Origin of the sequence: Streptomyces sp. NPDC091412, assembly GCF_044756885.1 — a bacterium.
In the GTDB taxonomy this organism is placed as follows: Bacteria; Actinomycetota; Actinomycetes; order Streptomycetales; family Streptomycetaceae; genus Streptomyces.
Window position 1 is genome coordinate 128,527 of the sequence record NZ_JBIVTV010000005.1, and the last position, 26,686, is coordinate 155,212.

The 26,686-nt window shown below is 72.4% G+C and carries 21 protein-coding genes and 2 pseudogenes; 15 read left to right on the forward strand and 8 right to left on the reverse strand.

Features of this window, described 5'->3' with window-relative positions; genetic code table 11:
* The first annotated feature begins 86 nt into the window (after positions 1-86).
* Together ACIQMV_RS15280 and ACIQMV_RS15285 are read left to right on the forward strand one after the other, a co-directional pair.
* Positions 87-857 (forward strand): maleylpyruvate isomerase N-terminal domain-containing protein, encoded by a 771-nt coding sequence (locus ACIQMV_RS15280; RefSeq protein ID WP_402593076.1) that lies wholly within the window; start codon positions 87-89, stop codon positions 855-857.
* Positions 858-918: 61 nt separating this feature from the next.
* Positions 919-1,557, forward strand: a complete 639-nt coding sequence (locus ACIQMV_RS15285; RefSeq protein ID WP_402593078.1) for a hypothetical protein — start codon at positions 919-921, stop codon at positions 1,555-1,557.
* Between the two features lie 41 nt (positions 1,558-1,598).
* Here the strand turns inward: ACIQMV_RS15285 and ACIQMV_RS15290 are convergent, their stop codons facing one another.
* Positions 1,599-1,784 (reverse strand): DUF397 domain-containing protein, encoded by a 186-nt coding sequence (locus tag ACIQMV_RS15290; protein ID WP_402593079.1) that lies wholly within the window; start codon positions 1,782-1,784, stop codon positions 1,599-1,601.
* Positions 1,781-2,164 carry a helix-turn-helix domain-containing protein gene (locus ACIQMV_RS15295; protein ID WP_402593081.1) on the reverse strand — a complete coding sequence of 128 codons (384 nt, stop codon included), beginning with the start codon at positions 2,162-2,164 and terminating at the stop codon, positions 1,781-1,783. The genes ACIQMV_RS15290 and ACIQMV_RS15295 overlap by 4 nt, the downstream gene beginning before the upstream one ends.
* Positions 2,165-2,333: 169 nt before the next feature.
* Here ACIQMV_RS15295 and ACIQMV_RS15300 point away from each other — a divergent pair.
* A pseudogene (locus ACIQMV_RS15300) lies at positions 2,334-2,885 on the forward strand (NUDIX domain-containing protein); the annotation flags it as partial.
* Positions 2,878-3,381: a type II toxin-antitoxin system Phd/YefM family antitoxin gene (locus ACIQMV_RS15305; protein ID WP_402593083.1), complete on the forward strand. Its 504-nt coding sequence runs from the start codon at positions 2,878-2,880 to the stop codon at positions 3,379-3,381. The pseudogene ACIQMV_RS15300 and the gene ACIQMV_RS15305, both read left to right, overlap by 8 nt.
* A gap of 299 nt (positions 3,382-3,680) precedes the next feature.
* Here the strand turns inward: ACIQMV_RS15305 and ACIQMV_RS15310 are convergent, their stop codons facing one another.
* On the reverse strand, positions 3,681-4,436 hold the full coding sequence (locus ACIQMV_RS15310; protein ID WP_401779661.1) for a DUF6585 family protein: 756 nt from the start codon (positions 4,434-4,436) through the stop codon (positions 3,681-3,683).
* 167 nt (positions 4,437-4,603) lie between these two features.
* Positions 4,604-5,926: an MATE family efflux transporter gene (locus tag ACIQMV_RS15315; protein WP_402593085.1), complete on the reverse strand. Its 1,323-nt coding sequence runs from the start codon at positions 5,924-5,926 to the stop codon at positions 4,604-4,606.
* Between the two features lie 107 nt (positions 5,927-6,033).
* On the opposite strand from ACIQMV_RS15315, the gene ACIQMV_RS15320 reads away from it, so the two are divergent.
* Both ACIQMV_RS15320 and ACIQMV_RS15325 read left to right on the forward strand, forming a co-directional pair.
* Positions 6,034-6,558, forward strand: a complete 525-nt coding sequence (locus ACIQMV_RS15320; RefSeq protein WP_402593086.1) for a PadR family transcriptional regulator — start codon at positions 6,034-6,036, stop codon at positions 6,556-6,558.
* Between the two features lie 204 nt (positions 6,559-6,762).
* Complete coding sequence (locus ACIQMV_RS15325; protein WP_402593509.1) at positions 6,763-7,401, forward strand: DedA family protein; 639 nt, start codon at positions 6,763-6,765, stop codon at positions 7,399-7,401.
* Positions 7,402-7,446: 45 nt separating this feature from the next.
* Here the strand turns inward: ACIQMV_RS15325 and ACIQMV_RS15330 are convergent, their stop codons facing one another.
* On the reverse strand, positions 7,447-9,375 hold the full coding sequence (locus ACIQMV_RS15330) for an ABC transporter ATP-binding protein (protein ID WP_402593511.1): 1,929 nt from the start codon (positions 9,373-9,375) through the stop codon (positions 7,447-7,449).
* A 174-nt stretch (positions 9,376-9,549) separates the two neighbouring features.
* On the opposite strand from ACIQMV_RS15330, the gene ACIQMV_RS15335 reads away from it, so the two are divergent.
* The 7 genes and pseudogenes from ACIQMV_RS15335 to ACIQMV_RS15365 form a co-directional block, all read left to right on the forward strand.
* A complete protein-coding gene (locus ACIQMV_RS15335; protein WP_402593088.1) occupies positions 9,550-10,524 on the forward strand; it encodes a YbhN family protein in 975 nt (324 codons plus the stop codon).
* Between the two features lie 87 nt (positions 10,525-10,611).
* On the forward strand, positions 10,612-11,376 hold the full coding sequence (locus tag ACIQMV_RS15340; RefSeq protein ID WP_402593090.1) for a crotonase/enoyl-CoA hydratase family protein: 765 nt from the start codon (positions 10,612-10,614) through the stop codon (positions 11,374-11,376).
* A gap of 144 nt (positions 11,377-11,520) precedes the next feature.
* Positions 11,521-13,737 carry an NADP-dependent isocitrate dehydrogenase gene (locus tag ACIQMV_RS15345; RefSeq protein WP_402593092.1) on the forward strand — a complete coding sequence of 739 codons (2,217 nt, stop codon included), beginning with the start codon at positions 11,521-11,523 and terminating at the stop codon, positions 13,735-13,737.
* Positions 13,738-14,131: 394 nt separating this feature from the next.
* Entirely contained in the window at positions 14,132-15,502 is a 1,371-nt protein-coding gene (locus tag ACIQMV_RS15350) for a bifunctional o-acetylhomoserine/o-acetylserine sulfhydrylase (RefSeq protein WP_402593094.1), read from the forward strand.
* On the forward strand, positions 15,499-16,659 hold the full coding sequence (locus ACIQMV_RS15355; RefSeq protein WP_402593513.1) for a homoserine O-acetyltransferase: 1,161 nt from the start codon (positions 15,499-15,501) through the stop codon (positions 16,657-16,659). The genes ACIQMV_RS15350 and ACIQMV_RS15355 overlap by 4 nt, the downstream gene beginning before the upstream one ends.
* Before the next feature lie 86 nt (positions 16,660-16,745).
* Complete coding sequence (locus tag ACIQMV_RS15360; RefSeq protein WP_402593095.1) at positions 16,746-17,543, forward strand: N-formylglutamate amidohydrolase; 798 nt, start codon at positions 16,746-16,748, stop codon at positions 17,541-17,543.
* Between the two features lie 192 nt (positions 17,544-17,735).
* Positions 17,736-17,861: pseudogene (locus ACIQMV_RS15365) on the forward strand (cytochrome P450); the annotation flags it as partial.
* Positions 17,862-17,954: 93 nt separating this feature from the next.
* Here the strand turns inward: ACIQMV_RS15365 and ACIQMV_RS15370 are convergent.
* From ACIQMV_RS15370 to ACIQMV_RS15380, 3 genes are read right to left on the reverse strand one after another with little or no spacing between them, the layout of a single operon-like run.
* Positions 17,955-18,470 (reverse strand): hypothetical protein, encoded by a 516-nt coding sequence (locus ACIQMV_RS15370; RefSeq protein WP_402593096.1) that lies wholly within the window; start codon positions 18,468-18,470, stop codon positions 17,955-17,957.
* Positions 18,467-19,042 (reverse strand): RNA polymerase sigma factor, encoded by a 576-nt coding sequence (locus ACIQMV_RS15375; protein WP_402593097.1) that lies wholly within the window; start codon positions 19,040-19,042, stop codon positions 18,467-18,469. The genes ACIQMV_RS15370 and ACIQMV_RS15375 overlap by 4 nt, the downstream gene beginning before the upstream one ends.
* A gap of 59 nt (positions 19,043-19,101) precedes the next feature.
* The gene (locus tag ACIQMV_RS15380; protein ID WP_402593099.1) at positions 19,102-20,538 is read right to left on the reverse strand and encodes a S8/S53 family peptidase; all 1,437 of its coding nucleotides are present in this window, start codon (positions 20,536-20,538) and stop codon (positions 19,102-19,104) included.
* Between the two features lie 158 nt (positions 20,539-20,696).
* Between ACIQMV_RS15380 and ACIQMV_RS15385 the strand changes: the two genes are divergently transcribed.
* Positions 20,697-23,261 (forward strand): CHAT domain-containing protein, encoded by a 2,565-nt coding sequence (locus ACIQMV_RS15385; RefSeq protein ID WP_402593515.1) that lies wholly within the window; start codon positions 20,697-20,699, stop codon positions 23,259-23,261.
* Positions 23,262-23,544: 283 nt separating this feature from the next.
* A complete protein-coding gene (locus tag ACIQMV_RS15390; protein WP_402593100.1) occupies positions 23,545-26,571 on the forward strand; it encodes a M36 family metallopeptidase in 3,027 nt (1,008 codons plus the stop codon).
* Positions 26,572-26,686 lie beyond the last annotated feature (115 nt).

Genomic DNA, 26,686 nt, shown 5'->3' on the forward strand with positions numbered 1-26,686 from the left:
GGCATGTCGGCTCGCGGCGGGGCGTCATGCCTCCGATCGGACGCTCGCCGGTTTGACGGACGGCTCGACCGGGATACCCATGGCCCGTGATCCCGTCCAAGGTCGACGACACGCTGCCCGAGCTGGCTCCCTTCGTCCACGCCGTACAGGGCCGAAGGCCCGACGACGGCACGTGGTGCGAGGCGTGGACGGTGCGTGACGTCCTGGCCCACCAGACGGGGAACGCCGAGGAACTGGCCCGGGTACTGCGAGCGTTCCTCGCGGGCACACCGGTGGCGACCAGGAGCTTCGAGCGCGAGGCTCCCTACCGGCGGATGTCGGACGCCGAGCTCTGGGCGGCGTTCATGACCAACTGTGAACAGCTCACCGAGATCGCCGCGGCCGCCGCGCAGGACCTCTCCCCGGACACCGAGGTGATGTGGACCGGCCGTTCCGTGAAGGTCCCCTTCTTCGCGGAACACATGCGTGAGGAACTGATCCTCCACCGCTGGGACCTGACCGGCGACGACCGGACGGCCGTGCAGTCCCTCAACGAGCCGTGGATGACCGAGCACAGCGTGGTGTCGGTCGGCCGCCCCCTGCTGGTCCGGGGCCGCGCGGGCCTGGACCTGGGGCCCGAGGGACGGGTCGAGGGCCGACTGCGCACCCCGGGTACGGACGACATCGTGGTGACCGCCGACGCCGAGGGCGGCACGATCCGGTTCGCCGCCCCCGAGGGCCCGGCCACGATCGAGAGCGACGCGGCCACCCGCGTCCTCCTCCTGTGGGGCCGCCGCCCCGCCGACCCCACCCGCTGGCACAGCGCCGCGGGCCCGGAGGCGCTGCGGAGCCTACGGACGCTGCTGGGCGGCTACTGAGACGTGGCTGTGGGACCGACCTGGCCCACCAGGCGGACGGCCCCTCGTAAGGTGGACCGTCATGGCCGAGTCTCACCCGCTGCTGGGCATGTTCCTCAATGCCGCCGACGGACGCTTTCCGCCCGCGGACGGTCGCGTAACAGTTCTCCCCCCTCTGCCGGGTGGGCTGGAGTGCTCGGTCGCCTTCACCGGGCACGCCGTGATCGCCACCGCCCTGTCCGCTTCCGACGTCCAGGCTCAGGGGCCCGACGGTTACGGGGCTTCAATGGCTCCGAATTTCCTGCGTTACCTCGCCGGTCCCGAGGGGTGGATCGACAGTGTCGACGTCACACTCGTCGCGCGTGGCACGCAGGCCCCCCGACGCCTGCCCGAACGTCTTGATGCCGATGACCACCCACGTGTTCGCCGTGCTCGGGCTTTGCGTACCGACGTCCGTGTCTACGGAGATGAACGCGGCCTTGTCGCACTGGCCGACGGCCTGGCTGGACGGCGAGAGATAAGCATCGAACTCAACCACCCGGGCAGCGGTGCGGCTGGGCTCGGTCGCTCCCTGCTGCGTGACGCGCTCACCCTGCTCCCCGCCGGTGAGCCGGTTTTCGCCGCTGTCGCCCCGGGTAACGCTCGATCCCTTCGGGCCTTCCTCGCGGCCGGCTACACACCACTGGCCAGCGAGGTCGTGGTCCGTCCCTCCAGACCGTGAAGTGGTCCAGCAGCGAGAGGCCGCGGCCCACGACACATCGCTTACTCCACCACGAAACCGAGGAAATCCGACCACGCCGAGGAGGCAACCCCGAATCGCGGCCCGTCACTCTGCTTGGAGTCGCGTACGTGCACGGCTCCGGGGGCGAGTGCGACTTCCACGCAGTCGTCTCCCTCGGATCCGCTGTAACTGCTCTTGAACCAGTCCAGTTCACCGGCGGTGTTCATAGAGCCCCTCTCATCCTCTGCAACAACTCGGTCTGGAGCAGCCCCGGCACGACCCGGCACTCGTACGTGCACAGGCTGACCGCCGTCTCCTCCAACTGCGCCCACTCCCGGAACCAGACCGCCAGCCCCCGCTGCCGTCCTACGTGCCGGGCCACCGCGCGCAGCACGCCGAACGACTCCAGCGCCTCCTCCGCCCGCTCGATGAAGTGAGCGGTGGGCATCCGCCGGCCCTGCTCGACCGAAGCGACCGCAGCATGCGAGTAGTTGAGCCGTTCGGCCAGTTGCTCCTGCGTCAGCAGGGCCCGTTCACGAAAGACCTTCAGAGCCGCCCCGAACGCCTTCATACTGCCGGACGAATCCAGCGCACTGCCACTTCCCATGAATGACGACCCCCTTGTCACACCCGCGTCACCTCTTGCAGCGAGTACAACGGCTCGACCCTGAGCAGTGGTTACGTGCCTGGCACGGCTGGAACCAGTACAGGACGGCCTGTACGGGCAGCACCACACCGCCGAAAGGACCTGATCTGTGACGGCACGCCCCGCACACCGCACGACCAGCCCACCTCGTGTGAGCACCCGTTCACGGACCGCGCGCCCGCCCGCACCGCACGCCGCGATCGGTGTCGGGGCCATCGTGTTCGGTGAGCGGGGCCTGCTGCTGGGACGGCACCGGCACGGCACCTGGGAGCTGCCCGGGGGCACTGTCGAGCCCGGAGAGTCCCTCCACGACACGGTCGTGCGCGAACTCGCCGAGGAGACCGGGCTCGTCGCCCGCCCTGAGGACGTGACTCTGCTGGGCACACTCCTCGACCACGTCGACGACGTCGTACGCGTCACCGTCGGCGCGGTCGTCACGGCCTGGCAGGGCGAACCCGCCGACCAGCCGCACGAAAGCGTGGGCGACTGGCGCTGGTGGGACCTGGAGGAGCTGCCCCAGGGCCTGTTCGTGTGCAGCGCCCAGATCCTCACGTCCTGGCGCTCCGACCTGCCGCCCATCGACCATGCGCCGGCGCACTTCACTGCGTACGCAGACCGAACACCGCCGCCTGCGAAGGCGAACAGCACGACCCCTCCCAGTAGCGTCCAGCTCCATGGATGATGTCGTGAAGATCGTTGTCGAGCGTCAGTACGCCCCGAACCCGATCGACTATGAGCGCCTCGTCTCGTTGGTCGAGTCCACCGGCGAACGCGTCGTGCTCACCGAGGGCGGCGTGCCGGTGAGTGTCCTGTTCCCGGCGGGGGTGGTGGCCCGGCTGGAACACTGGGCCCGCGCCGACTTCGCCACGCCCGCACCGATACCGCAGGGCGAAGAAGGGGAGGACGCGAACGAACCGGGGTGGGACGTCGGTCGGCTGCGGATCGAGCCGCTGGCCAATCCGCGGGAGTACGGGCCCTACACCCGGTACGTGCGGGCCGACGGCAGGCGCGTGAGCTTCGTCCGGAGCGGGACGGTGGTGGCCGTGCAACTGACTGCCGACGAGGCGGCGTGGCTTGAGGACAGAGCCATGCATAAGCGCCAGGGATACATGGACCCCAAGCAGGCAGCGGCATTCGAAGAATTCCTGGCCCGACAGCCACCGGTCGGCGAGGGGTGACTGCGAGCCGGAGCCGCTTTGAAGTCCGATCAACCGGGCCTCAAGGGTCTCGAACGCTCGGAGTGTGCGGCCGCCACGGCTCGCCCGGGGTTCCGTCGTCTGCGCTGGGGCGGGGTGCCGGTGTCGCCGGCCACTCAGACAGGCTGCGTACGTACATCGGGCTTCCCTTGGCAGGCTACGGATGCCGGCCGTCGAGGATCTGACCGCGCGGACGGGGCGCGACCTTGGAACTGCCCGCTGCAGCAGAGCGCCCGGGGGCCACTCTGAGCGGCCCCCGGGCGCTGCCCGTGCTCCGGTGGTCAGGCGTTCTGGCGCGGGCCGCCGTATCGGAGCTGGTCGATGAGGGCGAGGAGGAGGAAGAGGTTCGGGACCTTCTTGACCTGCACCTGGGCCCAGGGCAGCTTCTTGCCGGGCTTGCGCAGCACCAGCATTCCCTGGGAGATTTCGACCTTCTCGATCTCCGCCCAGGTCAGGCTGCCCTTTGCCGTGGCCACACCGCCCAGGTTCACCGAGAGGCTCCCGTAGGTCAGGGTCCGGCCCTGTTCCAGCCCGGTGACCAGTCCGGGCAGCTGCGCCCGGGTGATCTCCTGCTGGAACGCCGGACCCCAACGCTCCGGCTGGGCGTAGAAGTCGGTCACCTTGAGCCTCGTACCGTCCTCGCGGTGGAGCGTGTAGACGTAGGTGGTCCCGACGTAGATGCCGTTTGCGTACCGCTCGGTGATCTCCTGGAGCACCGTCATCGAGTCCCAGCGGAAGACGGAGACCTCGCCGTTCCTTCCCACCTCGGCCAGGCCGTGCTCGAAGAGGTGCAGTCGACGGGCGGCCTGCTTGCGCGAGAGGTTGGGCGCTGTGGAGGCGAGCCAGAAGAAGTAGGCGGCGAGGGGCGGAAGGATCAGGGAGACGATTCCCATGAACAGGACGGCGGCTATCCGCACTGTGCTGATGCGCTTCGGCAGGAATGTCTCGCGCAGCTGCCCAAGCCCTTCGGTCCCCGGGGGCGCGGCGTCATGGGCTGTTGTCTGTCCGGGGTCCTGCTGAGCGGTGGGTCCTGCCATGAGCCGTGCTCCTCGCCGTCATTATCAGAGATTCGGCGATCATTCTGCGGTCGGGCCCGACGCTGATACACGTCGGGGGGCCTTTTGCCGGTCGCCGGAACCGGCAGGTCGGGCAACCCGGTGACGAAGGCGGCGCATGCGTCGAGGCCGCCGCCGACGCAACCGCCCTACACGCCTGCGGTCCCGGGCTGTTTCGTGTGCCTGTACGTCCTGGCGACGGCTCCGCACTGCAACGCCATCGACAGTGCCATGGCCGCGCAGATGCCCGGCAGGCCCCACCCCGACAGGGGGTACGCGAGGGCCAGTTGCAGCGCCACTCCGCACGAGGTGATCCGGGCAAGGGCCGGGCTGCCGCCGCTGCCCTCGAACACACCGCCCAGTGCGATGAAGCACGCGAGCAATACCAAGTAGGGCCCCACGCAGCGCAGATAGAGCGTTCCCGCCTCGGCCACCTCGCCCCCGGCGCCGAAGATCCGCATGATCCACGGTCCCGTGGCAAGCAGGGCCAGGGCGGCTGCGAGCCCCAGCGTCCCGGCCAGGAGCAGTGCCTGGCGTCCGATGGTCCGGCGCTCGTCGTGACCGGCGCCGAGTTGGTGGGCGGTGTGGATGGCGGCGGCCTGGCGCACCGCGTAGAAGGCCATCGTGGCGACGTACATCGCCTTGGCCGCGATCCCGTACGCGGCGACGTCGCTCACGCCGACCCGGGCGACCACGGCGACGAGCGCGAGCGCCCCGGCCATTCTGACGACGAAGTCGGCCGACATCGGCAGACCGGTCGATGCCGTCCTGCGCGCGTCGGTGCCCAGTTCTTTGATGCGGAACGAGGTTCCTCCGCCGGTCTGCGGGAGTGCGCCGCTTCGGAGCAGCGTGAGGAAACCGCACCCGAGCGCGGCCGTCCGTCCCAGCACGGTGGAGATCGCCGCCCCGCGCACTCCGAGTCCGAGACCGAGGATGAGCAGGGGATCCAGCACGAGGATCAGCCCGTTCGCGAGCAGTGAGAGTTTCATCGGGGTGCGGGTGTCGCCCGCGCCCTTGAGGACGCCGTCGACGACGTTGGTGGCGAAGAACACCGCGATCCCAGGCAGCGCGATCGAGAAGTACCCGGTGGCGAGGGCCAGTGAACGGCCTTCGTCGCCGCCGAGCACGAGCTGGGCCAGTGGCTCCCGGCAGAGGTATCCGCCGATGGCGACGACGGGTGTGACGAGTGCCCACAGCGCCCAGCCGCCGCGTACGGCGGAACGGAGCGCCACCGGATCCCCCGCCCCCCTGGCCCGTGCGGCCAGCACGGTCGTACCGGAGCCGGCGACGAGGATGACGCCGAGCAGCAGGTTCTCGACATTCGTGGCGACTGCCACCGCGGCGACGGCCTGCCCGCCGAGCCGGGCCACCCACACCATGTTGATGATTCCGGCCATGACCCCGGCGAGCAGCTCGAAGTAGACCGGAAGCGCGAGCGACACCAGCCTGTGACGGTGCTCCGCTGCACTCATCACTCCCCCCTCTTTTCGCTGTACCTCGATTCGAGGTACAGCGAAAAGAGGTAGCATGGCGGCGCCGAGTGGACAAGCGCGCGGATGGCACCGAAGGGGACCTGTTCATGCTGGAGCTGTCGATCCTGGGCTTCCTCTACGAAGCGCCCCTGCACGGCTACGAGCTGAAGGCGCGCATCCAAGGCCTCAGCGGTCACATCCGCCCCGTGAGCGACGGCGCGCTCTATCCGGCCATCACCCGACTCGTGAAGGCGGGCCTGATCGAGCAGCGCACCGAGCCCGGAAGTGGTGCCGCGCACCGCCGGACGCTGTCCCTCACGGAGGCGGGCCGCACGGAGCTTCTGGAGCGCTTGAGGAGCCCCAAGGAAGTCGAAGTCACCGATGGGCAGCGGTTCTTCACGCTGCTCGCGTTCTTGCGGCACCTTCCGGACCGTGCCGAGCAGGCGGCCGTCCTCCGTCGCCGGCAAACGTTCCTCGACACCCCGGCGAGCTTCTTCTACCGCGACGGTGAGCCAGTACGGGCCGAGGACGCACCGGACCTGTTCCGGCAGGGCATGCTGCGCATCGCCCGTGCCACCGGAACCGAGGAGAGGAAGTGGCTGGACGAGGCGATCGGCAGACTGGAGAGCTGAGCGAAGCCGCCCCCGGACCGCTTCCGGTGTGCGGTTCGACCTCAACACCGACAGGCAATGGGCATCGCGTATCACCCATGATGTCTGTGATGCCTGCTGTACTCGACTTCGCGACCGGCCGTACCGCCGCCCGGTACGGCATGGGTACTCATCCAGCAGTGGGCCCGACGTGCGCACGGTGAGGAGGGCCATGAGGCGATGACGGTGTTCGCCGTCAACCCGACGGACAGCGCCTCGGTGCTGGCCGCCTTCGGTGCGCTGGGGGTCCTGGTCGTGACCTTCGCGGAGTCGGGTCTGATCGTGGTCGGCTTCTTCCTTCCCGGTGACACCCTGCTGATCCCGGCCGGTGTGCTGTGCGCGCAGACCGACGGCCAGACACCGCGGATGGCGTTGTGGCAGGTGCTGGTGTGCGCCGCCGTGGGCGCGGTGGCGGGCGGGCAGGTGGGGTTCCTGCTCGGGCGGCGGGGCGGGCGGACCCTGCTGGCCCGCTCCTCCAACCGGCGTCTGAAGGAGCGGGCGGCGCGGGCGCAGGAGCTCCTGGCCCGCTACGGGCAGGGCAAGGCGCTCGTGATCGGCCGCTTCATCCCGATGCTGCGGACCGTGCTGCACCCGGCGGCCGGGGCGCTCGGCGTGCCCACGCGGACCTTCACTCTCTGGGCGACCGTCGGGGGTGTGCTCTGGACCCAGAGCCTGGTGCTGGCCGGATACGGCCTGGGGGCGTCGGTCCCCCGCATCGGCGACTACCTCCTGGTCATGGTCGCCGTGCTCGTCGTGCTCTCCCTGGTGCCTCTGCTGGTGCAGGCACGGCGTACACGGCACACCCGGCAGCCGCCCACGCGATGAGAGCGCCCTCGCGGTGACCGGGCGGCCGCCAGTACCAGGTGCCGCCTACGCCACCGCCTCCCCGGCCACCACGGCCTCCGGCGCCACCCTCGCTTCCCGCGCCTCCCGCGCCTGTTCGGCCCGCTGCTCGAACTGCGTGCGGTGCAGCTCCGCGTACCGGCCGTCCGCCGCCAGGAGTTCGTCGTGGGTGCCGCGCTCGACGATCAGTCCGCCCTCGACGACCAGGATGAGATCGGCGGCCCGCACCGTGGACAGGCGGTGGGCGATCACCACCGCGGTCCGGCCGTCCAGGGCCTCGGTCAGCGCCTCCTGGACGGCCGCCTCCGAGGTGTTGTCGAGGTGGGCGGTGGCCTCGTCGAGGATGACCACCCGCTGGCGGGCCAGCAGCAGCCGGGCGATGGTCATGCGCTGGCGTTCCCCGCCGGACAGACGGTAGCCGCGCTCGCCGACGACGGTGTCGAGGCCGTCGGGCAGGGAGCGCACGAGGTCGTCGAGGCGGGCCCGGCGCAGGGCGTCCCACAGTTCCGCGTCGGTCGCCGAGGGGCGGGCCAGCAGCAGGTTGGCGCGCACGGAGTCGTGGAAGAGGTGGCCGTCCTGGGTGACCATGCCGAGGGTCGCCCGCAGGGACGCCGAGGTCAGGTCGCGGACGTCGACGCCGCCGACGCGCACGGTGCCCTCGTCGACGTCGTACAGGCGCGGCAGCAGTTGCGCGATCGTCGACTTGCCGGCGCCGGAGGAGCCGACGAGGGCGACGGTCTGTCCGGCCTCGGCGCGGAAGGAGACGCCGTGCAGGACCTCGGCGCCGTCGCGGGTGTCGAGGCCGGCGACCTCCTCCAGTGAGGCGAGGGAGACCTTGTCGGCGGACGGGTAGCCGAAGCGGACGCCCTCGAACTCCACGGCGAGGGGTCCCTCGGGCACCTGGCGGGCGTCCGGCTTCTCCTCGATCAGCGGCTTGAGGTCGAGCACCTCGAAGACCCGCTCGAAACTGACCAGGGCGCTCATCACCTCCACGCGCGCCCCGGCGAGCGCGGTGAGCGGCGCGTACAGGCGGGTCAGCAGCAGGGCGAGCGACACGACGGCGCCCGGCTCCAGGGTGCCGCGCAGGGCGAAGTACCCGCCGAGGCCGTAGACGAGGGCCAGCGCCAGCGAGGACACCAGGGTCAGCGCGGTGATGAAGGCGGACTGCGCCGTCGCCGTGCGGATGCCGATGTCCCGTACCCGGGCGGCGCGGGCCGCGAACTCCTCCGCCTCCTGCTCCGGGCGGCCGAAGAGCTTGACCAGGGTGGCGCCGGGGGCGGAGAAGCGCTCCGTCATCCGGGTGCCCATCGCCGCGTTCAGCGTGGCCGCCTCCCGCTGCATACGGGCCATCCGGCTGCCCATCCGCCGGGCCGGCACCACGAACACCGGCAGCAGCACCAGGGCGAACAGGGTGATCTGCCAGGACAGGGTGAGCATGACGGCGAGGGTCAGCAGCAGCGTGACCACGTTGCTGACGACGCCCGAGAGGGTGTTGCTGAAGGCCCGCTGGGCGCCGATGACGTCGTTGTTGAGCCGGGAGACGAGCGCCCCCGTACGCGTGCGTGTGAAGAACGCCACCGGCATGCGCTGCACATGGTCGAACACCGCCGTGCGCAGATCGAGGATGAGTCCCTCGCCGAGCGTGGCCGACAGGCGTCTGCCGAGGATGCCGAACGCCGCCTCGGCCACCGCGATCAGGGCGATGAGCAGGGCCAGGCGTACGACCGTGCCCTGGTCGCCCCGCGACACGATCACGTCGACGACGCGCCCGGCGAGTACGGGGGTCGCCACCGCGAGCAGCGCGGTCACCACCCCGAGGGCGACGAACTGCGCGATACGGCGGCGGTGGGGCCGGGCGAACGCGCCGATACGGCGCAGCGTCGCGCGGGCGAGCGGACGCCGCTCCTGCTGGGCGGTCATGACGCTGTGCAGCTGCGTCCAGGCGGTGGTCTCCATGCTCATGGAGAAGAACCTAGAACCTCAAGCATCGTTGAGGTCAATGTGCGCACCCCGAAGACCCCTACGGCTCCGACTCCTCCCGACCCGCTTTCCGCTCGTAAGGCGCCGTCCTCGGTTCCGCCATCCGCCGTTGGCGCGGCGGGGAAACCCTCTCCGGATGTGACCCCGGATGTGACAGCGGCCGAACGTCGCGAGCCGCGGCCAGGGCGGCTCCCGCGGCGCCTGCCCCTGCGCCAGGTGCTGTGCCTGCTGCCGGTGCTGCTCGTGGCGGTGGCCGCGGTGCGGCACCGGTCGGTGCTGGCCGAGGGCTTCGCGCATCTGCGGAGCGCCGAGTGGCCGTGGCTGCTGGCCGCGGTCGGCACGACCTGTCTGACCTGGGTCGCGGCGGCCGTCACCCGGCAGGGCGCGGTCGTCCAGCGGTTGCCGAGACGGCGGCTGCTCGCCACCCAGTTCGCGGCCGGCGCCGCCAACCACCTGTTGCCGACGGGCCTCGGGGCGAGCGCGGTGAACCTGCGGTTCCTGACGGTGTGCGGGGTCTCCCTGGCCCGGTCCTCCGCCGCGCTCGCGCTGTACATGCTCGCGGAGAGCATCGCCCGGCTGGCGCTGCTCGCCGCCCTGCTCCTCGCGTTCCCGAACGCGCTGCGGCTCGACGGTCTGCTGCCCTCGGGAGTGGCCGGTCCGCTGCTGTACACCGTGGGCGCGGTCCTGGTCGCCGCAGCCGGGGCGGCGCTGTGCGTACGGCGGCTGCGCGCGGCGGTCGCCTCCTTCGTGCGCACCGGGCTGAGCGAGGCGCGCTCGGTGCACTGCCGTCCGGCGCGGGCGCTCGCGCTGTGGGGCGGCTCGCTGGCCTTCCCGGCCCTTCAGGCGGTCTCACTGGTCGCGGTGGGGCGAGCGCTGGCGCTGCCGGTGCCGTCCGTGCACATGGCGCTGGCGTACCTGGCGGCCACCACCGCCGTCGCGCTGGTGCCCACGCCCGGTGGGTTCGGCTCGGTGGAGGCCGCGCTCGTCGTGGCGCTGGTGGCGGCGGGTGGGCCGGCCGCGGTCGCCACGGCGGTGGTGGTCGCCTACCGGATCATCACCGTGTGGCTGCCGCTGCTGCCGGGGGCGCTCACGCTGGGGGCGCTGGTACGGCTGAAGGTCATCTGACCGTCCCCCTCCCCCGCGGCTCCGTCTCCCGCACGAGGTGACCGAGGAGTAACCTGCCGTCCCACCACGCACCAGGAGGTCGCCGCCATGCCGGTCCGGATCGAGCGCCAGGGGTACGTCACCACGGTCGTCCTGTCCCGGCCCGGGGCCCGTAACGCGGTGGACGGCCCGACGGCCGCCGAACTCGCCGACGCCTTCCGCCGGTTCGAGGCCGACGCGGAGGCCAGGGTGGCGGTGCTGTGGGGCGAGGGCGGCACGTTCTGCGCGGGCGCGGACCTGAAGGCGGTCGGCACGGGGCGGGGCAACCGGGTCGCGGAGGACGGCGACGGGCCGATGGGGCCGACCCGGATGCGCCTGTCCAAGCCGGTGATCGCGGCGGTGGCCGGCCATGCCGTGGCGGGCGGTCTGGAACTGGCGCTGTGGTGCGATCTGCGGGTGGCGGAGGAGGACGCCGTGTTCGGTGTGTTCTGCCGCCGCTGGGGCGTGCCGCTGATCGACGGAGGCACGGTACGGCTGCCCCGGCTGATCGGCACCAGCCGTGCCATGGACATGATCCTGACCGGACGGCCGGTCCCGGCCCGGGAGGCGTACGAGATGGGCCTGGCGAACCGGCTCGTCCCCACCGGACATGCCCGCGCCGAGGCCGAGCGGCTGGCCGCCCGGCTCGCCGGCTTTCCCCAGGCCTGCCTGCGTGCGGACCGCGCCTCGGTCCTGGACCAGGAGTCCCTGGACGAGATGTCGGCCCTGCGCGGGGAGTTCCGGCACGGCAGGGGCGTACTGGCCGAGGGCCTTCAGGGCGCGGCCCGGTTCGCCGCCGGGGCGGGACGGCACGGCTCGTTCGCGGACGAGTGAGTCGCCCTCCAGGAACGATTGAGCCAGCCCACCAGGGACGAGTGAGCCACCCCTCCGGATCCGGGGCGGACCCCTGTCGAGCCGGGGACCGTCACGAGATATCTTGATGTCGAGCAATGTTGCAGACGTGGAGCGGAGCACCCGGTGACTGACTCGACCATCATCTACACACACACTGACGAGGCCCCGGCCCTGGCGACGTATTCCTTCCTGCCGGTGGTCCAGGCGTACGCCTCGCAGGCGGGTGTCGCGGTGGAGACGCGTGACATCTCGCTGGCCGGGCGCATCATCGCCGTGTTCCCGGAGTACCTCGCCGAGGACCAGCGGATCCCGGACGCGCTGACCGAGCTGGGCGCGCTCGCCAAGACGCCCGAGGCCAACATCATCAAGCTGCCGAACATCTCGGCCTCCATCCCGCAGCTGAAGGCCGCGATCGCGGAGCTCCAGGGCCAGGGCTACGCGCTGCCGGACTACCCGGACGACCCGAAGACCGACGAGGAGCGCGAGATCCGCGCCCGCTACGACAAGGTCAAGGGCTCCGCGGTGAACCCGGTGCTGCGCGAGGGCAACTCCGACCGCCGCGCCCCCGCCTCGGTGAAGAACTACGCCAAGACCCACCCGCACCGCATGGGCGCCTGGACCGCGGAGTCCAAGACCAACGTGACCACGATGGGCGTCGACGACTTCCGCTCCACCGAGAAGTCCGTCGTCATCGCCGAGGACGGCGCGCTGCGCATCGAGCTGAAGGGCGACGACGGCTCCACCACCGTGCTGCGCGAGTCCGTGCCCGTCCTCAAGGGCGAGGTCGTGGACGCCTCCGTGATGCGCGTCGCCGCGCTGCGCGAGTTCCTCACCGCCCAGGTCGCCCGCGCCAAGCAGGAGGGCGTCCTGTTCTCCGTGCACCTGAAGGCCACGATGATGAAGGTCTCCGACCCGATCGTCTTCGGTCACGTGGTGCGCGCCTTCTTCCCGAAGACGTTCGCGCAGTACGGCGAGGCGTTCGCCGCGGCCGGCCTGACCCCGAACGACGGTCTGGGCGGCATCTACAAGGGCCTGGAGAACCTGCCGGAGGGCGCCGAGATCAAGGCCTCCTTCGACGCCGAACTCGCCGAGGGCCCGGAGCTGGCGATGGTCGACTCCGACAAGGGCATCACCAACCTGCATGTCCCCTCCGACGTGATCGTCGACGCCTCCATGCCGGCCATGATCCGCACCTCCGGCCACATGTGGGGCCCGGACGGCCAGGAGCACGACACCCTCGCGGTCATCCCGGACTCCAGCTACGCGGGCGTCTACCAGGCCGTGCTCGACGACTGCCGCGCCCACGGCGCGTACGACCCGTCGACCATGGGCTCGGTCCCGAACGTGGGTCTGATGGCGCAGAAGGCCGAGGAGTACGGCAGCCACGACAAGACCTTCGAGATCCCGGTCACCGGCACCGTCCGCCTGGTCGACCAGGCCGGCAACGCCGTGCTCGAGCAGACCGTCTCGGCCGGTGACATCTTCCGCGCCTGCCAGACCAAGGACGCCCCGATCAAGGACTGGGTGAAGCTGGCCGTCACCCGCGCCCGCGCCACCGGCGACCCGGCCGTGTTCTGGCTGGACGAGGGCCGCGCCCACGACGCCAACCTGATCGCCAAGGTCGAGCAGTACCTGCCGGAGCACGACACCGAGGGCCTGGACATCAAGATCCTGTCCCCGGTCGAGGCGACGAAGCTGTCGGTGGAGCGCATCCGCCGCGGTGAGAACACCATCTCGGTGACCGGCAACGTGCTGCGCGACTACCTCACCGACCTGTTCCCGATCCTGGAGCTGGGCACCAGCGCCAAGATGCTCTCCGTGGTCCCGCTGATGGCGGGCGGCGGCCTGTTCGAGACGGGCGCCGGCGGCTCCGCGCCGAAGCACGTGCAGCAGCTGGTCAAGGAGGACTACCTGCGCTGGGACTCCCTGGGCGAGTTCTTCGCCCTGGTGCCGTCCCTGGAGCAGTACGCCGAGGCCACCGGGAACGCCCGCGCCAAGGTGCTCGCCGACACCCTGGACCGGGCCACGGCGACCTTCCTCAACGAGGACAAGTCCCCGACCCGTCGCGTCGGCGGCATCGACAACCGCGGCAGCCACTTCTTCCTGTCCCTGTACTGGGCGCAGGAGCTGGCGAAGCAGACCGACGACGCCGGTCTGGCAAAGGCGTTCGCGCCGCTCGCCGAGACCCTCGCCGCCAACGAGCAGAAGATCGTCGACGAGCTGATCGCCGTCCAGGGCAAGCCGGCCGAGATCGGCGGCTACTACCAGCCCGACCCGGCCAAGGCCGCCGCGGTCATGCGCCCGTCGGCCACCTGGAACGAGGCGCTGGCCGCCCTCTGAGCCGACCCGGGCCCCGGCACACCGCCGGGGCCCGGCAGTCCTCACCGCTCCGCCCCGACCGGCATCCCGCCGGCCGGGGCGGAGCCCTTTTGTGACGGCTGCGTGTCATCCCCGCTCCGGCGCTGGTGCGCCGTGGAGCCCTGTGTTTACCTGGGTCGCATGATCGCGCTCGTGAGCCGCCGCCACGTCGACTACGGACGTGTCACCAGCACGGGTTGTCGCCTCACCGGCTGACGAGCCCGCGGAGCGCCGTCGCGTCACGGCCCTCGGGTCCTCCGTCGTTTCTCTCCCTCATCTCGTTCATCCCGCGGTTCCGGCACGCGCTCACGCATGCCCCGGGACCTGCGGCACACCCGTGGCATTCCGCGCCACCGCACTCCGTACGAGGAGCACCATGAGCGACCCCACCCAGCCCATCGACGCCGTCGCTGCCGGTCACACGCCCGAGGAGGCGTCCGCCGGGCCCGACACCTCCGCCTGGTCGTTCGAGACCAGGCAGGTCCACGCCGGGGCCGCGCCCGACCCGGCGACCGGCGCGCGGGCGACACCGATCTACCAGACGACGTCGTTCGTCTTCCGGGACACCCAGCACGCCGCCGATCTGTTCTCGCTCGCCGAGCCCGGCAACATCTACACCCGCATCCACAACCCCACCCAGGACGTGTTCGAGCAGCGGATCGCCGCGCTCGAGGGCGGAGTCGCCGCGGTCGCACTGTCCTCCGGGCAGGCCGCGGAGACGCTCGCGCTGCTGACGGTCGCGCGCGCCGGCGACCACGTCGTCTCCAGTACGTCGCTGTACGGCGGCACGTACAACCTGTTCCGGCACACCCTGCCGAAGTTCGGCATCGAGGTGTCGTTCGTGGACGACCCGGACGACCCGGAAGCCTGGCGGGCCGCGATCCGGCCACACACCAAGGCGCTGTTCGCGGAGACGCTGGGCAATCCGCGCGGCAACGTGCTGGACGTGCGGGCGGTCGCCGACGTGGCGCACTCGGCGGGCGTGCCGCTGATCGTGGACAACACGGTGCCGACGCCCTACCTGCTGCGCCCGATCGAGCACGGCGCGGACGTCGTGGTGCACTCGGCGACGAAGTTCCTCGGCGGGCACGGCACCGCGATCGCGGGGGTCGTGGTGGACGGCGGCACCTTCGACTTCGGCGCGCACGCCGACCGCTTCCCGGACTTCACCGAGCCCGACCCCAGCTACCACGGTCTGCGCTACTGGCCGGCGCTCGGGCCGGGCGCGTTCGCCGCCAAGCTGCGGGTACAGCTGCTGCGCGACCTGGGACCGGCGCTGTCCCCGCACTCGGCGTTCCTGCTTCTTCAGGGCGTGGAGACGCTGAGCCTGCGCATCGAGCGGCACTCCGCCAACGCGCAGGCGCTCGCGGAGTGGCTGGAGCGGCGCGACGAGGTGTCCGCGGTCCACTACGCGGGGCTTCCCTCCAGCCCCTGGTACGAGGCGGGGCGCAGGTACCTGCCGCGGGGCGCGGGGGCGGTGGTCTCCTTCGAGCTGCGCGACGGGGTCGCGGCGGGCAAGCGGTTCGTGGACGGGGTGGAGCTGTTCAGCCATCTCGCCAACATCGGCGACGTGCGCAGCCTGATCATCCACCCGGCGTCCACCACGCACAGCCAGCTGGACGAGGAGCAGTTGGCGGCGACCGGGACCGCGCCGGGCCTGGTGCGGCTGTCGGTCGGCATCGAGAGCCTCGCCGACCTGAAGGCCGATCTGGAGGCCGGCTTCCGCGCGGCCAAGGGGGCGTCCTGAACAGCGTGCTCGCCTCCCCCGCGGACGCGCTCCCCTGCCCGCCGGCCTCCGGGGCCTGGCGGGCGGGAGATCCGCCGGGGCGCCGTCGGTGGCACGGCCTCCGCAGGCCCCTGCCGCTGGAGGCGGGGGGTGAACTGGCGGGCGTTCGGCTGGCGTTCGAGACGTGGGGCAGTCTGGCCCCGGACGCCTCGAACGCGGTGCTGGTGCTGCACGCCCTCACCGGCGACAGCCATGTCACCGGGCCGGCCGGTCCCGGTCATCCCACGCCGGGCTGGTGGGAGGGGCTGGTCGGGCCGGGCCGGGCGCTGGACACCGACCGGTGGTTCGTCGTCGCGCCGAACGTGCTGGGCGGCTGCCAGGGCAGTACGGGACCGGCCTCGCCGCGACCCGACGGGGCGCGGTGCTGGGGCGGGGCCTTCCCGTTCGTGACCCAGCGGGACCAGGTGGCAGCCGAGTTGGACCTGGCGGACGCGCTGGGCATCGAGAGGTGGGCCCTGGTGGCCGGCGGCTCGATGGGCGGGATGCGGGCCCTGGAATGGGCGGTGTCGTACCCGGAGCGCACGGGTGCCCTGCTGCTGCTCGCCACGACGGCGGCGGCGAGCGCGGAACAGATCGCCTGGGCGAACGTCCAGTTGCACGCCATCCGCAGCGACCCGCACTGGCGCGGCGGCGACTACCACGACACCGGCCTCGGACCGCACGCCGGCCTGGGACTGGCCCGCCGGCTCGCCCATGTCACCTACCGGAGCGAGCCCGAACTCCAGCTCCGTTTCGGCCGCTCCTCGCAGGGCGCGGAGCACCCGTGGCACGGCGGGCGCTACCAGGTGGAGTCCTACCTCGACCACCACGCGGGCAAGCTGGTACGGCGGTTCGACGCGGCCAGCTACGTGGTGCTGACCGAGGCGATGAACGCCCACGACGCCGGTCGTGCCCGGGGCGGTGTGCGCGCCGCCCTGGGTCGGGTGACCGCCCCCACGCTGGTGGCCGGGGTCGACTCCGACCGCCTCTACCCGCTCGCCCAGCAGGCCGAACTGGCCGACGGCATCCCGGGCGCCGACCGCCTCCGGGTGGTCGAGTCGCCGTACGGCCACGACGGCTTCCTGATCGAGACGGAGCAGGTGGGAGGGTTCGTGCGGGAGCTGCTGGGGGCGGTCTGAGCCGCGTTGTCAGTGGGGTGCGGCAGGATCGAGGGGCCATGGCGCCGAGACCGCGTGGCGAGGCGAAGAGAGACAGGAACAGCCCCATGCCCGACACCCCACCGTCCTTCGAACTGCTGCCCGGTGCCGCCGAGTCGCCGGTGATCCTGCACGTGCCGCACGCGGCGCGGGCGATACCGGACGGCGTCCGGGCCGGGATCGTGCTGGACGACGCGGCGCTCGAGCGGGAACTGGACCACATCACCGACGCGTACACCGACCGCATCGCCGAGGCGGCGGCCGAGTTGGCGGGCCTTGCGCCGTGGCGGTTCGTCAACCGGCTGTCGCGGCTGGTGGTGGACCCGGAGCGGTTTCCGGACGAGCGGGAGGAGATGCTCGCCGTCGGGATGGGCGCGGTGTACACGCGGACCACGCACCGGGAAGTCCTGCGGCCTGCGGACACCGACCCGGAGCCGCTGATCGAGCGGTACTTCCGGCCGTACGCCGAGGCGATGACGAAGGCCGTGGCCGACCGGCTGGCCGCCACCGGGCGGGTCGTGATCATCGACGTGCACTCCTACCCCGGCGCCGCGCTCCCCTACGAGCTGCACGGCAGTGGTCCGCGGCCGCCCGTGTGCCTGGGCACCGACTCCTTCCACACCCCGCCCGAGCTGACCGGGCTCGCCCGTGCGGCGTTCGCGCGCTGCGGCGGGACGGGACTGGACAGCCCGTTCAGCGGCGCATACGTCCCGCTGGAGTTCCACGGCGAGGACGCCCGCGTCGGCGCCCTGATGCTGGAGATCCGGCGGGACACGTACATGACCGAGCCGGGCGGCCCCGCGGGCCCCGGCCTCGACCGGCTCGCCGGGGCGCTGGCCGCCCTCGTCGACGGTCTGGGCCGCTGACCTCCGGCTGGAGCACGCCGCGACGAGCGTTGCGGGATCGGCCGGGGTGACCGTACGACGCAGGGGATCATCACCACGACACCGCCCGGCCGGGCCACTCGTGCCCCTGAGCGAGCAGGCGGGCGCCCCGCCCCGGGGCACGAGTGGCCCGCGCTCGACCTGGCGGGCACGGAGTTCGACCCGATCCTGGCCGAGTTACTGATCGACACGCCGCTCGACCGGCTGCCGGGGCCGCCGCTCGCGGTCACCGCCGGTCAGGTCGCCCGGCGGCGGAGGACGATGATCCGCAGCCCGCGGACCTTGCCGGCCAGGTGGTGAGGCGGGCCGGGCCGGTCACTTGGTGAGGCACGCCGGCCCGGTCACCCGGTGAGCCACACCGGGCCGGTCAGCCGGTGAGGCGCGCCGGGCCGGTCACGCCCGCAGCCACTCCGTGACCACGACCTCGCCGCCCGCGCGCAGCCGCAACGCGAACGGGCCGGCGGGCGGCGCTTCGCCGGTGAACCGGCCCAGTTCGTCGGCGGTGAGCGCGGGGCCCGGCCGCCGCGGGCCGGCCAGCACCTCGATCCGGGCCTGCTGCGGCGGCAGCACCTGCCCCATCAGCCCGTCCCCGGTGACCTCGACGTCCACGGTCAGCTCACCGGCCTGGAAGGTCAGCATCCGCGGTGTGTCCGTCGCGCCCCGGACCGGAATGGAGTCGACCAACGAGTCGAAGGTCAGTTCCGCGATCCGGGCGTCGAGGTCACGCAACGCGTAGGCTTCGACGGCGAGTTGACGCAGGCTGTCGGGCACCGGGTCGAGGACGGCGGCGGCCTGCCGCAACTCCTCCTCCAGGCCCGCGACCACTTCCTCCTCGTCGAACGGTTCTTCCCCGCCGAGGAGTTCGTCGCCGTTGCGGTCGTTGTCGTGGGTGTCGCTTCCGTCGCTCACACTGTCCCCCGTGCGTCGAGTCGTGCGCGCAGACGCCTCAGACAGCGCTGGCGCAGTGGTCCGATACTGCCCACGGCCACGCCGAGCGCCGCGGACACCTCCTGGTAGCTCGGCGGCGGCGAGGCGATCAGCACCCGTAGCAACTGGCGGCAGCGGTCGCCGAGTTTCTCGAACTCCTGCCACAGCCTGCGGATCCGCTCGCTCTGTGCGGCGGCCTCCTCGGAGTCGAGCAGCGACTGCTCGGGCGTACGGTCCTCGCTGACCCGGTCCAGCAGCTGCGGATCGCTCGTCACCGTCAGCCGGCTGAGGCTCCTCAACGTCTTCAGGCACTCGTTGCGCGCGGTGCTCGCCAGCCACGAGCCCGCCTTGTCGGGCTCCCGGATCCGCCCGAGGTGCTGGGCGAAGCGGAACCACACGGTCTGGTACACCTCGTGTCCGTCGGCGTCCGAGAGCCGGTGCGCGCGCACGACCGACCACACGAGCGGACTCAGCCCCTCCACCAGTGCCTTCCAGGCCGCCGCGTCACCGTCGACGGCGGACTGGACGAGCGGGCCGACTTCTGCACGATCCACGAACTCACCCCTCGAATACGGCATGTCATCGTACGCCGTGGAGGGGACTGTTCCGGACCTCATGCCGGCGGGGCGAGCCGGACCACGGGGACCGGACTCCAGGTCGGCGGACGCAGCGCCGGGACGTGCGCCCCGCGTACTTCCGCGTATTCGGTGTTCGCCTCGAGCACTTGGCGCCGGGCCGCGCGCGGGTCGCGCTCCTTGTGTGCGGTCATGTGCGCCGCGATCATGCCGGCGGCCACGGGGGTGGCGAAGGAGGTGCCGCTCCACTGCGCGAAGCCCTCGAACATCACCTGGTCCGCCGTCGCCCGAGGGCTCTGCTCCGCCTCGCTGAGCACCCCGGTGTGCCGCGGGGACTGGCAGGTGCAGGCGTAGGAGAAGCCGAACCGGCACGCGTCGTAGGTGGAGTGCTGGTAGACGTACGGCACGGGCGTCTGAAACCCGGTGAGGACACTGGTCAGACGCTCGCCCGGGGCGTACGCCTTCACCCAGGCTCCGTGGTTGCTGAAGCAGGCGCCGTGCTCGCCGTCGCCGCGCAGGGCGCCGACCGACAGCACGGACTCGGCGTAGTCCGGCAGGCCGGCGTAGGCCGCGGGCCAGAACGGGGTGCCGCTGGCGTTGTTGCCGGCGGCCGCGACGAGCAGGGTGCCGCGGGCGCGCAGTTCCCGCATGAAGGCGTCCACCCCGAGCAGGCCGTCCGTGCGGCCGTTGGAGGTGCCCGCGGACAGGCTGAGGATGTCGGGCCAGCCGCCCGCGTCGACGGCTTCGAACAGCCGGTGACCGAATTCGGACTCCAGCACGGCGCCTGCGTCGTTGAGGGTGCCGCGCACGGTGATGTCGGTGTTGGGGGCGACGGCCGCGACCAGCCCGGCGATGAACGTGCCGTGGCCGACGTACTGCTGGAGGACGCCGGCGTCGTCGGTCTCCTCCACCTGCGCGTCGCCCTGGACGTGGGCCAGCATCGGGACCGCGCGGTAGTCGTGCATGAGGCCGGTGTCGACGACGAGGACGCCGACGGCGGTGTCCCCGTCGTAGGCGGTCTCGGCGGGCGCCGGGTTGGGGCCCTGGGCGAGCGGGGCGGGCACCGGCTCGTCGCCGGGGCAGGCGTTGACCGCGATGGACACCACATGGTTGCGGCTGATCAGCCGTCTTCCGGCTCTGCCCTCGTGCTCGCGCAGGGCGCGCAGCGCGTGCGTGACGGCGAGGTCGCCGCCGCGGTCGCCGCGGCCCGGGTCGCCGACCTGGATACGGGTGATGCCGGTGCGGTTGGTCTCCGGGCCCGCCCGGCGGACGCGGTCCGCGGTCAGGTCGGGCGCCGCGGTGAAATGCGTGCGGACGGTGTCCTCGACCAGGCGGGCCTCCTCGCCGTCGCGGGCGAGGACGACGCCCTTCTCGTAACAGAACTCGGCGGCGTCGTCCGGGCCCATCGCGAGCGGCACGTCCGGCATCGAGCGCTGGATCTGAGCGAACTGCTCACGGAATCGCTGAGGTGCCATGGCGTGTCCTCCCGTTGGTGCGACGGTCGTCAGTCTGAGCCGTGGGGCTCACACTTGATACAGCGCCAACCGGCATGCGCCGGTTCCAGGCGCCCCACCAGGCCACTACCATCCGACGCGTGACAACGGGAAGCGACTCGGTCCTCGAACTGCTGCCCATGGTGTTCGCCGCGCCGGGCGAGGCCCTGGCGCGGGCCCGTGGGCTGCTGGAGGCCGGTCCGCCGCCGCTGCACGGCTCCGTGGCGCACCAGGTGATCGGCATCTGGCAGCGGGACTTCGGCGACACCCGGCTGGCCCTGCGGCATCTGCGGCGGGCCCGGGATCTGGCGGCGCGCGCCGACTCGGCCGAGCGGGAGGCCGACGTACTGGCCACGCTGGGGGTCGCGTTGGTGCACGCGGGGCGCACGCGGCAGGGACTCGTGGCATTCGAGCGCGGGGTCGCGCGCGGGACGGGCCACACCCGGGCGCGGGTGCTGTTCCGGCGGGCGTACGTGTGGTGGGTGCTGGGCCGTCACCGTGAGGCGCTGGAGGACGTACGGCGGGCGATTCCCGTGCTGCGGCAGGCCGGTGACGTGATCTGGACGGCGCGGGCGCTGACGCTGCGGGCCACGGTGCACCTGGCGCTGGGCGCGGTGGAACGGGCGGACGCCGACTTCACCGCGGCGCAGGCGCTGTGGGACACCACCGGCCAGGAGCACGACAAGGCCGACGCCGTGGAGAGCCGGGGACTGGCGGCGTTCCGGCAGGGCGACATCCCGGCGGCGCTGCGGCTCCTCGACGAGGCCGAGGAGCAGTACGCCAAGCTCGGCACGCCGACGTTCATGCTGGACATCCGGCGCTGTGAGGTCCTGATGGCGGCCGGTCTCGCCCCCGAGGCACTGGCCGGGGCGGACGCGGCGATCGCCGAACTGGACGGCATCGGCGGCCAGTCGACCCGCAAGGCGGAACTGCTGCTGGCCGCGGCGCGGGCGGCGCGGCTGGCGGACGACCCGCACACGGCGACCGCGCGCGCGGCGCTGGCCGTGCGGCTGTTCGCCGGGCAGCGGCGCACCTGGTGGGAGACGCACGCCCGGCTGGTGCTGATCGAGGCCCGGGTGGCCGACGGGCGCCGCTCGGGGCGGCTGGTCGCGGACGCCGCGGCGGTGGCCGAACGGCTGGCCTCCTTCGGCTCGCCTGCCGCGCCCGAGGCGTCGCTGCTGGCGGGCCGGATCGCGCTCGCCCTGGGCCGGCCGGCGGACGCCGAGAGCCATCTCGCCGTCGCCGCGCGCAGCCGGTACGGCGGACCGCCGCTCGCCCGGATGACGGGCTGGGCGGCGCAGGCACTGCGGGCGCGGGCGGCGGGTTCCCGCCGAGGCGTGCTGGAGGCGTGCCGACGCGGTCTCGACGTGCTCGACGACCACCGGATGACGCTGGGCGCCTCGGAGTTGCGTGCCCGGGCGACCGCGCAGGGCGCCGAACTGGCCGCGCTGGCACAGGAGTCGGCTCTCGCCTCCGGTGAGCCGCGGCGGCTGCTGGTGTGGAGCGAGCGCTGGCGGGCCACCGTGCTGTCCGCGCCGCCCACCCGGCCGCCCGCCGACCCGGCCCTGCTCAGCGGGCTGACCGCCTTCCGTGAGATCGCCGCCCGCGCGCAGGACGCCCGCCAGGACGGCCACCCGGTGCCCGCCCTGGAACGCGAACAGCGCCGTCTGGAGCGGGAGATCCGCTCCCGCACCCTGCGTCTGCGCGGCGACGCGCCGGGCGGCGGCGACCGGTTCGACCCCGACCGGCTGCTGGCGCGGCTCGGGGAGGCGCGACTGGTCGAACTGGCCGTGCTGGACGGGCGGGTGCACGTGCTGCTGTGCGGCGGGGGACGGGTACGGCGCTTCGAGGCCGGGCGGCTCGCGGACGCGGTGACGGAGGCCGAGCACGTGCAGGCGGGACTGCGGCGGCTGGCCCACCCGGGGGCGGCGGCCCGGCTGCCGCTGGTGGAGGCGGCGGGGCGCCGCCTGGAGGAGCTGCTGCTCGGCCCGGCCGCCCGGCATCTGGGCTCCGGGCCGGTCGTGGTGGTGCCGCCGGGCTCGCTGCACCGGGTGCCGTGGGCGCTGCTGCCGTCACTGCGGGAGCGGGTGCTGAGCGTGTCGCCGTCGGCGAGCAGCTGGCTGCGCGCCCACGAGACCGAACCGCCGCCGGGGGGCCGCCGGGTGCTGGTGCGCGGGCCGGGTCTGGCGACCGGGGGCGCGGAGGTGCCCGAACTCGCCGACCGCTACGGCACGCCGACCGTGCTGGAGGAGGCCGACGCGCACGTGTCGCGGGTGCTGCGGGAGCTGGACGGGGCCACGCTCGCGCACATCGCCGCGCACGGCGCCTTCCGTGCGGACAGCCCGCTGTTCTCGTCGCTGACGATGGCCGACGGCCCGCTCATCGTGCACGACTTCGAGCGTCTGGACCGCAGTCCGTACCGGATCATCCTGTCCTGCTGCGACACCGCCCGGTTCGCCTCGGTGGGCGCCGACGAACTCCTGGGCCTGGTCACGGCGTTGCTGCCGCTGGGCACCGCCGGGGTGGTGGCGTGCAGCGCCCCCGTCAACGACGAGGCGGTGGTTCCCCTGATGCTCGCCCTGCACAAGGGCCTGGACACCGGACTCTCCCTGGCCGAGGCACTGCGCGACGCACGGGCCGCGCTGCCGGACGACGCGACACACCAGGCGACGGGCTGGGCCTTCGCGGCATTCGGCGCGGCCTGAGACGGAGGAGGGGGCGGGCCGGGCACGAGGGCCTGGGTGCTGGTCGGGTCGATCGCCGCCGCCCGTCGGCGTCCGGAACCTCACCATTCAACCCGGCGATCCGACGGCATCCGGCGGCGGCCCCTGGCGGAACTCTGCATTGTCATGTTTCCGCCATGCACGATCATTCCGGCGGTGCCGCGCCGCGTGCCACTCTCCGCGAGTGCCGGACGGGCAATCCCCGTCCGGTCCTTCCATGAGGAGAGGGGTACGAGTGCGCACATACTCCACACGCTCCACACGTGTGCGGCGGACTGTCCTGGCGGTGGCCACGGCGTGCATCGTCGCGGTGATCCAGACACCGTCCGCCGGTGCGGACCCAGGCCCGGCTCAGCCGCGGTCGTCGGACTCCGGCGCGGGCACACCCGGCGCCCACAGCCACGGAAAGGCCGACAAGGACCTGCCCGGGGCCCACAGAGCCCCGTCGAGCAAAGCCAGAGGCGCGGCGGCCAAGGCCGGCGCCCGGGTGAGCTGGAGCCGGTACGGCACCCCGACCACGGTCGTGCCGGAGGGCGACGGCCTGGCCCTGGCGAAGGGGCTGCCGACCAAGCCCGAGCAGACCGCCCGAGCCTACCTGAAGGCCAACGCGGGCCTGTTCGGCATCCCGGCCGACCAGGTCGACGACCTCAAGCTGGTGTCGAGCACCCCGATCGGCAAGGGCGCCGCGGTGCTGCTCGCCCAGGAGGTGGACGGCAAGCCGTTCGGCCGGGACGGCCAGGTCTCCGTGGGTGTGGTCGACGGCACCGTGGTCAGCGTCACCGGCGCACTGGCACCGGTCACCGGCGCACCGAAGGCGGCGACCCTGTCGGAGCAGGACGCGATCAAGGCCGCGCTGGCCGACGTGGGGATGGCGCCCGGCAAGCTGACCGCGGCGGACAGCGCCGACAAGTGGCGGAAGTTCGAGGCCTCGGGCCTGTCCGGACAGCAGATCGTGCGCCCCGTCGTGATCGCCGACCCCGACGGCACCGTGCGCTCGGCCTACCAGGTGCAGGCCGGTACGGCCGGCGAGGAGCCGGAGCTGTACGACAGCGTCGTCGACGCCCGCACCGGCGAAGTACTGGCCCGCCGGACCCTGGTCGAGGACGGCGTCGCGGACGGCCACGACGGCAATCCGCAGTGGAAGGTCTTCCCCTTCTCTCCCCCACTGGACGACTCGTCCACCGACACCCGCGAGACCTGGTGCTGGGTGGCCGCCCCCGGCTGCGACCGCGTGATGAGCGACTCCGCCCCGGGCACTCCGCACCACGCCTGGGACATCGCCTCCGGTGAGGGCGGCGGTACCTACGGCACCTCCTACAAGCTGGGCACCACGCTGGGCTCCAACGCCTTCGCCAGCGACGGTCTGACGGCCACCGGGCGCAACTGGCTCGGCATCGCCCCGGACGTGCGGGCCGACCGGGTCTACGACTACTCCTACACCGACGCCTGGCACGCCAGCGGCTGCGACCCGAAGGTGCTGACCGACCCCGCGAAGCCGGACCGCGACGCGGCGATCGGCAACCTGTTCGCCCAGCACAACGTGATGCACGACTTCTCGTACCAGCTCGGGTTCACCGAGAAGACCTGGAACATGCAGCACGACAACTACGACCTGGGCGGCAAGGGCGGCGACCCGGAGATGGGCGTGGCCCGCTCCGGCGGCAGCAACCCCAGCACCCGCAACAACGCCAATCAGAGCACCGGCGCCGACGGCGGCGTGGCCCTGACCAACATGTACCTGTGGCAGCCGCTGGCCGGCGCCTTCTACGGGCGGTGCGCCGACGGTGACTTCGACGCCTCCGTCATCGGCCACGAGTACACCCACGCCATCACCAACCGCATGATCGGCGGCGGCACCTCCGGCATCTCCGGTACGCACGGCGGCTCGATGGGCGAGTCCTGGAGCGACCTGGTCGCCACCGAGCGGCTGATCGAGACCGGCGCGGTCCCGGACGGGGTGGACCCGTGGGTGGTCGGCCCGTACGTGACGGACAACAACGAGCGCGGCATCCGCAACTTCGCGATCGACCGCAGCCCCCTCAACTACTCCAACTTCGGCTACGACATGGGCGGGGCGGAGGTGCACTCCGACGGCGAGATCTGGAACGCCGTGCAGTACGAGGTGCGTCAGGCGCTCGTCGGGAAGTACGGCGAGCCGTCCAAGAAGGTGCTCGCCTCGTGCGCGGCCGGTAAGACCTCGGTCGACGCCTGCGGTGGCGGCCGGCGCTGGATCCAGCTGATGTTCGACTCGTACCTGCTGATGGGCACGGGCAAGATCACCATGATCGACGCGCGTGACGCGATGCTCGCCGCGGACAAGATCCGTTACCACGGCGCCGACCTCGACGTCATGTGGGCCGCGTTCGCCAAGCGCGGCATGGGCATCGACGCCACCGCCACCTCGACCAGCGACACCCGGCCGCACGCGGACTTCGCCACCCCGACCGGCGCCAACGGCAACATCACCTTCAAGGTCGTCAACGGCGGGGACGAGATCCCCAACGCCCGGATCTACATTGGCCGGTTCAGCGCCCGGACCACGCCGATCGCCGGTACCGCGCCCGACCTCGGCAACAAGGCGCTGTTCACCAAGGGCCAGTACGACGCGATCGCGGTCGCCCCGGGCTACGGCCTGACGCGGTTCGACTTCCAGGTCGACGACGCCTCCAAGCAGACCGTCAAGGTGAAGATGCAGCCCAACCTCGCCTCGGCGGCGGCCGGCGCCACCGCGACCGGCGACGGGTACAACGCGGCGAAGCTCATCGACGACGACGAGGGCACCAACTGGGCGTACGTCGGTGACAAGACCGGCACTTCGGTGACCGGCAAGGGCGTCTACGTCCACCTGGCCGTCGACGGCCCGACCAAGGTCCGCCGCATCCAGGTCAGCGCCGTCAACCGGCCGACCGACAGCAAGGACCCGGGCGGCGACACCGGCAGTCAGAGCCGCTTCTCGGCGCTGCGCCAGTTCGAGGTCTCGGCCTGCACCCGCACCGCGACCGTCGACTGCTCCCAGCCCAAGCAGTTCCACGTCGTCTACCTCAGCCCGGCGAACGCCTTCGACGCGCCGAAGCCGCGTCCGGCGGCACCGGACCTGCTCATGCGCAGCTTCGACATCCCGGCGACCACGGCCACCGACCTGCGCATCGAGGCGATCACCAACCAGTGCGTGGGCAACCCCGCCTACGCGGGCAAGCAGGACAATGACCCGAACAACGTGACGGACTGTGCCACCGGTTCCACGGCGGCGTTCAACGTCCGGGCCTCGGAGTTCCAGGTCTTCGAGAAGTGACCCGCCGGGGGGGGGGGGGGGGGCGCCCCCCCCCCCCCCCCCCCGGGGGGGGGCCGCCCCCCGGCCCCCCCCCCCCCCCCGCCCCCCCCCCCCCCCCCCGGCGGCGCCCCCCCCC